Source organism: Bacillus cereus group sp. Bc061 (genome assembly GCF_027715825.1).
GTDB lineage: Bacteria > Bacillota > Bacilli > Bacillales > Bacillaceae_G > Bacillus_A > Bacillus_A paranthracis.
Genome location: NZ_JAQFTZ010000002.1, coordinates 783,902 through 797,014 on the forward strand (window position 1 = coordinate 783,902; position 13,113 = coordinate 797,014).

A 13,113-nucleotide genomic window follows, 5' to 3' on the forward strand; every position below is an offset into this window, starting at 1 on the left:
TCTTCTTATGTATATATATTACATAAAAAATGAATTTCATGAAAGATAAGAAATGAATTATATAAAAAAATACTACAATTCCACACATTTTCTGACATTTTCTTTGCATTTCTATTACGTTACGACTCTTATATTTCTTTTTCAGTAAACTAGACTTATAATAAAAAACGATACATATTTTATTAAGAAAGGATTGTGATTACAAGGCATCATGAAAAAAATAATCCTTATTTCTGCCGCTACTATTGTAATCGGTATCACTTCTTTCGCTTACTTTGATTCTAAATCGCCACTACAAAATGAGGCGAAAGCTGTCGAAAGTCAACAGCATAATAATCACCAAAAAGAAGAGATTCCTGCTTTTCCAAAAGCTGATCATAACGCCAAGAAGCTAGACAATGATTTTTCCGTTGTAACAAATCCAGATTCTAACCTTGTATTAGTTAATAAACATCGAAAACTACCAGATGGATATACACCTGAAGACTTAACAAGACCAAATGTACCATTTACTAGTCCAAAAGATAAAGAAAAAACATTGCTACGCAAAGATGCTGCAGATGCGCTTGAAAATATGTTTGCAGCAGCAAAAAAAGAAGGACTTGAACTTACAGCTGTATCTGGTTATCGTTCATACAAACGCCAAAAATCATTACATGATACATACGTTAGACGTCAAGGAAAAGCTGAGGCAGATTCAGTAAGCGCCATTCCTGGTACGAGTGAACATCAAACTGGTTTAGCAATGGATATTAGTTCAAAATCTGCTAAATTCCAATTAGAGCCTATTTTTGGAGAGACAGCCGAAGGTAAATGGGTTGCAAAACATGCTCATGAATTTGGCTTTGTCATTCGTTATTTAGAAGATAAAACAGAAACAACAGAATACTCATATGAACCGTGGCATTTGCGCTACGTTGGAAATCCATACGCTACATACATATATAAACATCATTTAACATTAGAAGAAGCGATGGAAGACAAAAAATAAGAGAGCATGTTGCTCTCTTATTTTTCTTTCACTCTATTATTGTAGTAATTTTTTCTTCCACTCTTCAGGCCACGGTTCGCCTCTTCCTGTTTTTTTCGACGCTTGGACCATCATTCCACGACCAACTAAACAAACCTCTCCTTCTGCATTCTTCACCATATAATGCAAATCTAATGAAGAATTTCCAACTGATCCCGCTTTTACATACACCTTCAACTGTTCATCAAAATATATTTGTTTAATAAAATTACATTGTAAATCCGCAACAACAATCATCGTTTCTGAAGATTCATGCGTCCATTCTTGCATAAATCCAAGTTCTTTAAACAATGCGATACGCGCTTCTTCAAAATAGGTGAAGGCAACGACATTATTTACATGTCCAAACATATCTACTTCACCAAAACGAACCTTTACAGGATTGTAAAACGAAAAACCACTTTCCCATTGCTCAAAGTCTTCAATATAAGAAATCCTCTTCATTGTTCCCTCTCCTTTTCGCTTCAAAATAAACAGAATAAACAGAAAAATACAGTTATAAATATTGCCCCTTCGAAATGAAGAGGCAATATTTTTTAATAGTTATTGTCGCTACCAAAGAAATCTTTGAACGATTGAATTGTTGTATCACGGTTTAACGCCGCAATTGAAGTTGTTAATGGAATACCCTTTGGACATGATTGCACACAGTTTTGAGAGTTACCACAGTTTGCAAGTCCTCCATCACCCATAATTGCACGTAAGCGATCTGCTTTATGCATTTCACCCGTTGGATGTGAGTTAAATAAACGAGCTTGTGATAACGGTGCTGGTCCAATAAAGTCCGATTTACTATTTACGTTTGGACATGATTCTAAGCAAACACCACATGTCATACATTTTGAAAGCTCATAAGCCCATTGACGTTTCTTCTCTGGCATTCTTGGTCCTGGTCCTAAGTCATACGTACCATCAATTGGAATCCAAGCTTTAACACGTTTTAGAGCATTAAACATGCGACTACGGTCAACTTGTAAGTCACGAACAACCGGGAATGTCTTCATCGGTTTTAAGCGAATTGGTTGTTCTAATTGATCGATAAGCGCTGTACATGATTGACGTGGTTTTCCGTTAATTACCATCGAACATGCACCACATACTTCCTCTAAACAGTTCATATCCCATGCAATCGGAGTTGTTTTGTTTCCTTTTGAATCAACAGGATTACGACGAATTTCCATAAGCGCCGAAATAATATTCATATTCGGACGATACGGAATTTCAAACTCTTGGTCAAACGCTTGCGCATCTGGTCCGTCTTGTCTCGTAATGATGAGGCGGATTGTTTTCTCAGACATGTTGTTTATCCCCCTTCTCTTCACTCTTAGCAGCTACATCGTGTTTTGAAGAATAATCACGTTTACGTGGTTTAATTAATGAAATATCCACGTCTTCGTAATGGAATGCCGGTGCATTTCCTTCTCCTTCAAATTTCGCCATCGTAGTTTTTAAGAAGTTTGCATCATCACGATTTGGGAATTCAGGTTTGTAATGCGCCCCACGGCTCTCATTACGGTTATATGCACCAATTGTAATAACACGTGCTAATTCAAACATATTTGCAAGTTGGCGTGTAAATGAAGCACCTTGGTTGCTCCATCTCGCTGTATCGTTAATGTTAATACGTTTGTAGCGAGCCATTAACTCTTCAATTTTTGCATCTGTTTCTAATAATTTTTTATTTTCACGAACTACTGTAACGTTATCTGTCATCCATTCTCCAAGCTCTTTATGAAGAACATACGCATTTTCGTTACCATCGAGCGTTAAAATATTGTTAAATTTCTCTGTTTCGATTAATTCATTTTGTTCATACACAGTAGATGAAACAGCATCTGATGATTTAGAAAGACCTTTCATATATTCAATTGCATTTGGTCCTGCTACCATACCACCGTAAATTGCTGATAATAGTGAGTTCGCGCCAAGACGGTTACCACCGTGCATAGAATAATCACACTCACCTGCTGCAAATAAACCTGGAATGCTTGTCATCTGCTTATAATCAACCCATAGCCCGCCCATTGAATAGTGAACAGCTGGGAAGATTTTCATTGGTAGTTTACGAGGATCATCACCTGTAAATTTCTCATAGATTTCAATAATTCCACCAAGTTTAATATCTAGTTCTTTCGGATCTTTATGAGAAAGATCTAAGTACACCATGTTTTCACCGTTAATACCTAGTTTTTGCTCTACGCAAACATCAAAGATTTCACGCGTTGCGATATCACGAGGTACAAGGTTTCCGTAAGCCGGATATTTTTCTTCTAAGAAATACCATGGTTTACCATCTTTATATGTCCAAACACGTCCACCTTCACCACGTGCAGATTCACTCATCAGACGTAATTTATCGTCTCCAGGAATTGCCGTTGGGTGAATTTGAATGAACTCACCGTTTGCATAATATGCGCCTTGTTGATATACAGCAGAAGCTGCTGTACCTGTATTGATAATGGAGTTTGTTGATTTTCCGAAGATGATACCAGGGCCCCCTGTTGCCATAATCACGGCATCAGCTCGGAAACTTCTAATCTCCATAGTTTGTAAGTCTTGTGCAACGATTCCTCGGCACACACCTTCATCATCAATAACAGCTCGTAAGAAATCCCAACCTTCATATTTCGTTACAAGTCCTGCTACTTCGTGACGACGTACTTGCTCATCTAATGCGTATAGTAATTGCTGTCCAGTTGTTGCACCAGCAAATGCTGTACGGTGATGTTGCGTTCCACCAAAACGACGGAAATCAAGAAGTCCTTCTTCCGTACGGTTGAACATAACACCCATACGGTCCATTAAATGAATGATACCAGGTGCTGCTTCACACATTGCTTTAACTGGTGGTTGGTTCGCTAAGAAGTCCCCACCATAAATTGTATCGTCAAAGTGGATCCATGGAGAATCCCCTTCACCTTTCGTATTTACGGCACCGTTAATTCCACCTTGGGCACATACAGAATGCGAACGTTTTACTGGTACTAAAGAGAACAGTTCAACATTTACTCCTGCTTCCGCCGCTTTAATCGTTGCCATTAAGCCAGCCAAGCCACCGCCGACTACTATAAGTTTCCCTTTCATGCTCTCCCACTCCTTACTGGTTTGCTAGCTGTGGATCGATGAACGCTAATAATGCACTCACACCTACATAAGATAGACCTAAGAAAATAGCTAATGTTACATAAGTAGAGATTCTTTGTGAACGTGGAGATACTGTAATTCCCCAGCTGATGCAGAATGTCCATAGTCCATTTGCAAAGTGGAAAATTGTTGAAACAACACCAACTAAGTAGAATGCAAACATAGCTGGATTGTTTAAAATATCTGCCATCATGTCATAGTTTACCTCTTTACCTAACGCTGCTTGAATACGAGTTTCCCAGACGTGCCAAGAAATGAAAATCAGTGTAACGATACCTGAAATTCTTTGGAAGACGAACATCCAGTTACGGAAATAACCGTAAGAAACCGCATTGTTCTTAGCTGTAAATGCAATATATAAGCCATATATAGCATGGTACAGTATTGGTAAAAAGATAATGAAAATTTCTAGCGCATACCGGAATGGAAGGAGCTCCATAAAGCCTGCAGCTTTGTTAAAAGCCTCTGCTCCTCGTGTTGCAAAGTTGTTTACAATTAAATGTTGCGTCAAAAAGACACCAACCGGGATGACCCCCATTAATGAGTGCCACTTACGAAACGTATACTCGCGGCCTTTCATGTCCCCATTACCCCCCTTGAATGATTGACTGCTGTTTTCAGATTAGTTTATGGCAATAATGTTTTTTCACTATTGGCATAAGAAAAACTGAAAAAATTATTCGAAATATTTCAGCATAATTTGATACCAAGTTCATTTTACTCCTATTTTTGTCGAAGCGTCAAGAAAACGTATACATAATTTGCATATAATTTGCCAATTCTTTTTTTCTTCTTATATATTCAGATTTTCCCAAAGAAAAATCTGTTTTTATAAATGAGAAATGTTATATAATAATCCCTATAGAAAGAGGGGAATATTGTGAGTAAAAATACAATCGATACAACATCTTTAGAAGATGTTTCATTGAACGCCTTCGCTTACGAATTGCTACGTGAAGAATTACTACCTGATTTAATCGGTAACGATCTAGATGGTATTTTATACTGGTCCGGTAGAAACCTTGCAAGAAAATATCCACTAGACACAATTGAAGAAGTCATTCAGTTCTTTGAAAAAGCTGGCTGGGGCACTTTAAGCATTATTGAACATAAGCGTCGTGAAATGCAGTTTCAACTTAAAGGCACACTCATCGCTGAACGTCAAAAACAAAAAAGACATTCTTCTTATCAATTAGAAGCTGGGTTCATCGCTGAACAAATTCAAAAGCAACGAAACGTCGTTGCAGAGTCCTACGAAGAAAAGAAAAAACGTTCAGACTCTATTACATTTCTCGTAAAATGGGATATAAAAGATCTCATTGAAGTGTAGCATTACCCGCGGTCAACTAGACATATCAGTTTAGTTGACTTTTTGCATTTTCATTCATTTGAATTTATTTTAAATCTTCAGAAATTATACCAAAAAATAGAAGACGTTGTAAACTACAACGTCTTCTTATCCGCTAAATAACTATAAATCGTCTCTGCGACATTTTTCGGCATACCCGCTTCGACAAATTCTGTTACAGAAGCCTCTTTCATCTTTTTTAGCGATCCGAAATGTTTTAACAATATCTTTTTTCGTTTATCTCCAATTCCAGGAATATCATCGAGTGCCGATTGAATGACAGATTTCCCGTGTAATTGACGATGGAATGTAATTGCAAATCGATGCACTTCATCTTGAATGCGCTGCAATAAATAAAATTCTTGGCTATTTCTCTCAAGCATCACAGGTTCAGGTGGATCTCCAATAATTAAATGAGATGTTTTATGTTTGTCATCTTTTACAAGACCTGCCATCGGAATATATAAACCGAGCTCATTTTCTAAAACATCACTTGCAGCCGCCAGATGACCTTTTCCGCCATCAATAATGATTAAATCTGGTAAAGGTAACCCCTCTTTCAGCGCCCTTGTATAACGGCGTCTCACAACTTCTCTCATAGACTCATAATCATCTGGTCCTTGAACTGTTTTAATTTTATATTTCCTGTATTCTTTCTTAGCTGGTTTCCCATCAATAAAAGCAATCATTGCCGAAACAGGATTTGTCCCTTGAATATTTGAGTTATCAAACGCTTCAATACGATAAGGCGTTTCAATTCCGAGCTGCTTCCCTAAATTCTCTACCGCTTTAATCGTTCGCTCTTCATCACGTTCAATTAAATAGAATTTCTCTTCCAAGGCAATCTTCGCATTTTTATTTGCCAGTTCTACAAGATCTTTTTTCTTACCGCGTTTCGGCTGTGTCGCTTCCACTTCTAAAAAGCGTTCTACTAATTCTGAGTCTATACTTCCTGGAACGACAATTTCCTTCGGCTTAAAATGACTGCTGTTTTCATAAAATTGACCGATAAACGTTAAGAACCCCTCTTCTGGTTCATCGTAGATTGGAAACATAGAAACATCACGTTCGATTAGCTTTCCTTTTCGAACGAAGAAAACTTGAACACACATCCACCCTTTATCAACTGCATAGCCAAACACATCACGGTCCACTAAATCACTCATAATCATCTTTTGTTTTTCCATAATCGCATCGATATGAGCGATTTGATCACGTAACTCTTTTGCACGTTCAAACTCTAGTTTCTCTGAAGCTTCATACATTTTTGTTTCTAATTCCGAACGAACTTCTTTATGTCCACCATTTAAAAACTTAATAATTTCATCTACAATTTCTTTATTTTGTTCTTCCGTAACTTCTTTCACACAAGGTGCTAAACATTGACCCATATGATAATATAAACAAACTTTATCGGGCATATTTGAGCACTTACGAAGCGGGTACATACGATCTAGCAGTTTTTTCGTTTCATGAGCTGATTGTGCATTCGGATAAGGACCAAAATACTTTCCCTTATCCTTTTTTACATTTCGCGTAATAAGTAATCGCGGTTGTTTCTCAGCTGTAATTTTAATAAAAGGATATGTTTTATCATCTTTTAATTGAATATTATATTTTGGGTCATGTTTTTTTATTAAGTTTAACTCCAAAATGAGCGCCTCTAGATTTGAGGAGGTTACAATATATTCAAAATCTACAATTTCCCCTACTAGCCGAAGTGTTTTTCCATCATGCGAACCAGTAAAGTACGAGCGCACACGATTTTTAAGCACTTTTGCCTTTCCGACATATATAACCGTTCCTTGCTTATCTTTCATTAAATAACAACCAGGTTGATCTGGTAAAATAGCCAACTTCTCTTTTAAATGTTCGTGCACTCGTTACCCTCCATTTCTACATGCTTAGCATTTTTATTTTCACATGAAAACATACTATGCCAAAACACCCAACATACGTTCTTTCATTGTAACGGAAAGGTGTAAAAAAGGAAAATAAAAAGGCTACCAAATGGTAGCCTTTTTATTTTAGAAGTGTTTAGAAACTAATTCTACTAACGCTTCTTTCGGTTTGTAACCTAACGCTTGATCAACTACTTTACCGTCTTTTAATACGAAAAGAGCTGGAATGCTCATTACTTCGAATTGACGAGCAGTTTCTTGATTTTCATCCACGTCTACTTTTACTACTTTTACTTTTTCGCCTAGTTCTGCATCAATTTCCTCTAATACAGGAGCGATCATTTTACAAGGTCCACACCAAGGTGCCCAGAAATCTAATAATACAACACCTTCGCTAGTTTCTGCTGCGAAGCTTTGGTCATTTGCGTTTACAATTGCCATTTTATTTCCTCCTTCAAGTATATTCTACCAAGAGTATATCATTAACTTATATACGTGGCGAATAATATGTATCGTTATGTATTGTAACAAAAAAGTGTTCCTTTATACTATATAAAAATACGGATTAAATACTAAAAAGATGAGAGACAGGGGATCTCTCACCTTTTTCTATATATAGGGGTACTTCACTTGGAACTCAAGGGTACTCAAATCATGAATGTACTTTTAACTTTTTAAACTCTTCTGTTAAAAGAGGTACGACTTCAAATAGATCGCCAACAATACCGTAGTCAGCTACTTTGAATATACTTGCTTCTGGGTCTTTATTAATCGCAACGATTATTTTTGAGTTAGACATACCAGCTAAATGCTGAATCGCTCCAGAAATACCGCATGCAATGTATAGGTCTGGCGTAACAACTTTACCAGTTTGACCAATTTGTAATGAGTAATCGCAATACTCAGCGTCACAAGCACCACGAGATGCTCCAACAGCGCCGCCTAATACGTCAGCTAACTCTTTTAATGGTTTGAACCCTTCTTCGCTCTTCACACCGCGTCCGCCAGCGATAATCACTTTTGCTTCAGAAAGATCAACGCCTTCTGCCGTCTTACGGACGACATCTTGAATGATTGTACGTAAGTCTTTCACATCTACTGTAATAGAAGACACGTCACCACTGCGAGACTCATCTTTTTCAAGCGTTGCGATGTTATTTGGACGCACTGTCGCAAATAAGATGCCGTCTGTTACAATCTTCTTCTCAAACGCTTTACCAGAGTAAATTGGACGAGTAAAGATAACATTTCCACCTTCAACTTCTAAAGCAGTTACGTCAGAAACTAGACCAGCTTCAAGCTTCGCTGCTAATTTTGGTGATAAATCTTTCCCAAGTGCTGTATGTCCAAATACAATACCTTCTGGATTTTCTTCAGCATATACAGCTAAAAATGCTTGTGCATAGCCATCAGATGTATATGATTTTAATTTATCATTTTCAACTGTCACAACGCGATCTGCACCGTAATGAATCAATTCATTTGCAAAAGAAGCAACGCTGTCTCCAACTAGAAGACCTACTACTTCACCGCCTTCTGCAATTGTTTTTGCTGCTGCTACCGCTTCAAACGAAACGTTACGTAGCGATCCATCACGAACTTCACCCATTACTAATACTTTACGAGCCATAGATTTTCCCTCCTGCATATATAATTTCGTATTTTATTAGATTACTTTCGCTTCTGTATGGAGCAACGATACAAGTTCTTTTACTTGATCTTGCAGCTCGCCTTGTAACACTTTTCCTGCATCTTTCTTAGGAGGCAAATAGATTTCAATTGTTTTTGTCTTTGCTTCCACATCATCTTCTTCTAAATCTAAATCATCTAATTCTAATTCTTCTAGTGGCTTTTTCTTCGCTTTCATAATACCTGGAAGCGATGGATAACGAGGTTCATTTAAACCTTGCTGTGCTGTTACTAAAACTGGTAATGAAGTTTCAATCACTTCTGTATCACCTTCAACATCGCGCTCAATCTTCACGTTTTTACCGTCAATTTCAAGTTTTGTAATTGTCGTTACGTACGGAATATTTAACGCTTCAGCTACACGCGGACCAACTTGTCCAGATGCACCATCAATTGCAACGTTTCCGCCTAAAATTAAATCTGCATCTTTATCTTTTAAATATTCAGCAAGCACTTTTGCTGTCGTGAACTGGTCACCATTTTCTACATCATCTTCAATATTAATTAATACCGCTTTATCGCAGCCCATCGCTAACGCCGTACGAAGTTCTTTCTCACTATCTTCGCCACCAACTGTTACGACAGTAACTTCTCCACCTTGTGCGTCTCTTACTTGAATTGCTTCTTCAATTGCATATTCATCGTAAGGGTTGATGATGAATTCCGCTTCGCCATCGTAAATTGCACCGTTTTTAATTACGATTTTTTCTTCTGTATCAAATGTTCGTTTCATGAGTACGTAGATGTTCATTCCATTTACCCCCTTGTTTTTCAGAAAGATTCTATCAATTTTAATTTTCTGTTAATTTATATTAAAAAAATAATTGAACTACCTGCCGCTAAATGAAGGCTTACGTTTTTCTAAAAACGCCGCTACACCTTCTCTTCCATCTTCACTCGTAAATACTTCACCAAAGATTTGAGCTTCGCGTTGTACACCTTCATAATAATGAGACGATTTCGTCGTTTGCAATAACTCTAGTACAGCACGAGTCGTCGCTGGGCTTTTTCCAGCAATCTGTTTTGCAACTTTAAGCGTATCATCTAAAAATGTTTCTTCAGCAAAAACTCCGTTAACTAGTCCCCATTTTAATGCTTCTGCACCAGTAATCGGTGTACTTGTTAACATCATTTCACAAGCTTTCGCTTTCCCAACATAACGTGGTAATCGCTGTGTACCTGCAAATCCAGGAATTAATCCAAGTGTTAATTCAGGTAAACCAAGTTTTGCACTTTCAGTTGCAAAGCGCATGTGGCAAGACATAGCAAACTCAAGGCCGCCGCCAAGTGCCGCTCCATGAATTGCCGCGATAACTGGTTTTGAACATTTTTCAACGCGCTCAAACGTAACTTGTCCAAGCTGCGCTAATTCAGTCGCTTGCTTCGCTTCAGTAACAGATGTAAATTCTTTAATATCTGCTCCCGCCGAGAAGAAGCGCCCTTCACCGTGAATAACAACAACACGAATGTTATCATCCTTCTCCACTTGATCAATTAATTCAGTAACGTCATGCATAACTTGTGAAGACATCGCGTTAGCTGGCGCATGATTTAACGTAGCCACCGCGATATGATCTTCAACTCTTACAGATAGGAATTTCAACATGATCCCTCCCATTATTGACGATAACCACAAGCTGCAATAAGTAGCCCATGTACCGTTTTTGAAAGTGCGACCAGATCATACTTATGATCGCTCATTACCCAATTGGTCACAACTTCATCTACTGTTCCAAAGATCATTTGTCTTGCCACGCGAACATTTAAATCCGCTTGGAATTCACCTTGCTTTATACCAGTCTCTAAAATCTCATCAATAACTTGTAAGTAGCCTTTTAATACTTCATTTATTTTCAGGCGTAAGTCTTGATTGGACTGTCTTAGCTCTAATTGCGTAACGATAGCAAGAGGATCATTTTGCGACAACAGCAAGAAGTGCGTTTCTACCAACATGAATAACTTCGATACAGCGCTTTCAATTCCTGCTGTTTTTTGACGAATTGTTTCGACAAATTCTCCCATCTTCTCTTGGAATAAGGATATTAATATATCTTCTTTATTTTTAAAATATAAATAAATCGTGCCATCAGCTACCCCAGCTTGCTTTGCTATTTTAGAAACTTGCGCTTGGTGGTACCCATTCTCCGCAATCACAATGACTGCCGCATCAATAATTTGATTGTATTTCGGTCTATTTTTCTTCACTTTACTGTCCCCTTCAAGAAGATGACTGAATGAATAGTCATTCATATTCTTATAATACTGACTATTTAGAAAAGTGTCAATCCCATTTTTTCAAAAAGAAAGGGCCTTAGCCCGTTTGCTCATCCTCATTCTTTCTTTTCTCTTCCTCAATTAGGACACGGCGCAAAATTTTCCCAACTGTCGTTTTCGGCAGTTCATCTCTAAACTCATATACTTTCGGAACTTTATAGGCCGCTAAATATTTACGAGCAAACTGATTTAATTCTTCCTCAGAACACTCTGTACCTTCTTTTAACACAACAAACGCTTTAACTGTCTCTCCCCTATACGGATCGGGAACTCCAATCGTCACTACTTCTTGCACTTTTTCATGCTCATATAATACTTCTTCTACTTCACGAGGATACACATTAAATCCACTCGCAACAATCATATCTTTCTTACGATCTTTCACATAGAAAAAGCCATCTTCATCCATGTAGCCAACGTCCCCTGTATGGAGCCACCCATCTTGCAGTACAGCTGCTGTTTCTTCTGGCTTATTCCAATATCCTTTCATAATTTGAGGGCCTTTTACTACAATTTCACCGATTTCTCCCGGTGGTAATGCCTCACCAGTTTCAAGCGACATAATCATTGCTTCTGTATCTGGCCACGGAACTCCAATGCTACCTGGCACTCGCTTTTCCCATAAAAAATTACTATGTGTAACTGGAGATGATTCTGTTAAACCATATCCCTCTACTAGTTTACCCCCTGTAACTGTTTCGAACTTTTCCTGTACTTCTACTGGCAGTGGTGCTGATCCACTAATACAAGCACGAATAGACGAAATATCATATTCTTTTAAAAGCGGGCTATTTAAAAGAGCGATATAAATAGTTGGTGCCCCTGGGAACAATGTCACTTTATGCTTCTTAATCGCTTCAAAAACCATTTTCATATCAAATTTTGGAATAAGAACCATTTTGTATCCTTGCATAATACTTAAATTCATGACAGCCGTCATGCCATACACGTGGAAAAATGGAAGAACCCCAAGAATGACTTCTTCTCCTTCTTTGCAATTATATAACCATTGAACTCCCATCAAAGTGTTAGAAACGAGGTTTTTATGCGTTAACATAACGCCTTTCGGAAATCCAGTTGTTCCTCCTGTGTACTGTAAAAGAGCTAAATCATTTTCAGGATCACAAGGCACCTCAACATCCGTATTCACTTCTTTTTCTACTGAGTTCCAAAGGTGAATCGTTTCACTCTCTGATACTTTCACAACTAAATTTGACTGTTTTTTCTGCACAAATGGATACAATAGATTTTTAGGGAAGGGCAAAAAGTCCGCAATACGAGTTACGATAATATGCTCAATTTTTGTAGCAGATTGAACATTCGTTACTCTTGGGAACACTAAATCGAGGCAAAGAATGACTTTTGCTCCCGAGTCATGAAGTTGATATTCTAATTCTCTTTCTGTATATAATGGATTTGTTTGGACTACGATACCTCCCGCAAGTAATGTACCGTAATAACCGATTACAGCTTGCGGACAATTCGGCAACATAATGGCAACTCGATCACCCTTTTCCACACCGAGCTTTTGAAGATAATTTGCAAATCTCTTCACCTTATCATGAAAGTCTGAAAATGTAATATCCTTCCCTAAAAAGTGAAGCGCTTTCTTTTCTGGGTAGCGAGAAGCCATCTGTTCTACATATTTATGAAGCGGCTGAATATCATAAGAAATTGTACTTGGAATTTCCTCTGGATAATTTTTCAACCATGGTTTTTCCACCTTC

The 13,113-nt window shown here is 37.8% G+C and carries 13 protein-coding genes; 2 read left to right on the forward strand and 11 right to left on the reverse strand.

Translation table 11 applies throughout. The annotated features are described in order from the left end of the window. Nucleotides 1-211 precede the first annotated feature (211 nt). Nucleotides 212-991, forward strand: a complete 780-nt coding sequence (locus PDQ40_RS13435) for a M15 family metallopeptidase (RefSeq protein WP_000720579.1) — start codon at nucleotides 212-214, stop codon at nucleotides 989-991. A gap of 36 nt (nucleotides 992-1,027) precedes the next feature. On the opposite strand, the gene PDQ40_RS13440 is transcribed toward PDQ40_RS13435, so the two are convergent. The 4 genes from PDQ40_RS13440 to sdhC all read right to left on the reverse strand — a co-directional run bounded on the left by PDQ40_RS13440 (nucleotide 1,028) and on the right by sdhC (nucleotide 4,754). Continuing rightward, nucleotides 1,028-1,474, reverse strand: a complete 447-nt coding sequence (locus tag PDQ40_RS13440) for an acyl-CoA thioesterase (RefSeq protein WP_000822740.1) — start codon at nucleotides 1,472-1,474, stop codon at nucleotides 1,028-1,030. Between the two features lie 92 nt (nucleotides 1,475-1,566). Then, nucleotides 1,567-2,328, reverse strand: a complete 762-nt coding sequence (sdhB, locus tag PDQ40_RS13445; RefSeq protein WP_001291826.1) for a succinate dehydrogenase iron-sulfur subunit — start codon at nucleotides 2,326-2,328, stop codon at nucleotides 1,567-1,569. Continuing rightward, the gene (gene sdhA / locus PDQ40_RS13450; RefSeq protein WP_000676735.1) at nucleotides 2,321-4,114 is read right to left on the reverse strand and encodes a succinate dehydrogenase flavoprotein subunit; all 1,794 of its coding nucleotides are present in this window, start codon (nucleotides 4,112-4,114) and stop codon (nucleotides 2,321-2,323) included. The genes sdhB and sdhA overlap by 8 nt, the downstream gene beginning before the upstream one ends. A gap of 13 nt (nucleotides 4,115-4,127) precedes the next feature. Further along, on the reverse strand, nucleotides 4,128-4,754 hold the full coding sequence (sdhC, locus tag PDQ40_RS13455) for a succinate dehydrogenase cytochrome B558 (protein WP_000678352.1): 627 nt from the start codon (nucleotides 4,752-4,754) through the stop codon (nucleotides 4,128-4,130). 300 nt (nucleotides 4,755-5,054) lie between these two features. On the opposite strand from sdhC, the gene PDQ40_RS13460 reads away from it, so the two are divergent. Further along, entirely contained in the window at nucleotides 5,055-5,504 is a 450-nt protein-coding gene (locus PDQ40_RS13460; protein ID WP_000042220.1) for a YslB family protein, read from the forward strand. A 113-nt stretch (nucleotides 5,505-5,617) separates the two neighbouring features. Here the strand turns inward: PDQ40_RS13460 and uvrC are convergent, their stop codons facing one another. The 7 genes from uvrC to PDQ40_RS13495 form a co-directional block, all read right to left on the reverse strand. Beyond that, nucleotides 5,618-7,402: an excinuclease ABC subunit C gene (gene uvrC, locus PDQ40_RS13465; protein ID WP_000544272.1), complete on the reverse strand. Its 1,785-nt coding sequence runs from the start codon at nucleotides 7,400-7,402 to the stop codon at nucleotides 5,618-5,620. A 147-nt stretch (nucleotides 7,403-7,549) separates the two neighbouring features. Beyond that, entirely contained in the window at nucleotides 7,550-7,864 is a 315-nt protein-coding gene (gene trxA / locus PDQ40_RS13470; protein WP_001018943.1) for a thioredoxin, read from the reverse strand. A 211-nt stretch (nucleotides 7,865-8,075) separates the two neighbouring features. Further along, the gene (etfA, locus tag PDQ40_RS13475; protein ID WP_000101965.1) at nucleotides 8,076-9,053 is read right to left on the reverse strand and encodes an electron transfer flavoprotein subunit alpha; all 978 of its coding nucleotides are present in this window, start codon (nucleotides 9,051-9,053) and stop codon (nucleotides 8,076-8,078) included. A gap of 36 nt (nucleotides 9,054-9,089) precedes the next feature. After that, entirely contained in the window at nucleotides 9,090-9,863 is a 774-nt protein-coding gene (etfB, locus tag PDQ40_RS13480; RefSeq protein WP_098920986.1) for an electron transfer flavoprotein subunit beta, read from the reverse strand. A 78-nt stretch (nucleotides 9,864-9,941) separates the two neighbouring features. Next, nucleotides 9,942-10,718, reverse strand: a complete 777-nt coding sequence (locus PDQ40_RS13485; protein ID WP_000911295.1) for an enoyl-CoA hydratase — start codon at nucleotides 10,716-10,718, stop codon at nucleotides 9,942-9,944. An 11-nt stretch (nucleotides 10,719-10,729) separates the two neighbouring features. Beyond that, nucleotides 10,730-11,317 (reverse strand): TetR/AcrR family transcriptional regulator, encoded by a 588-nt coding sequence (locus tag PDQ40_RS13490; protein WP_000742222.1) that lies wholly within the window; start codon nucleotides 11,315-11,317, stop codon nucleotides 10,730-10,732. Nucleotides 11,318-11,423: 106 nt separating this feature from the next. Further along, nucleotides 11,424-13,109, reverse strand: coding sequence for a long-chain-fatty-acid--CoA ligase (locus PDQ40_RS13495; RefSeq protein WP_242302048.1), 1,686 nt, complete (start codon nucleotides 13,107-13,109; stop codon nucleotides 11,424-11,426). Nucleotides 13,110-13,113 lie beyond the last annotated feature (4 nt).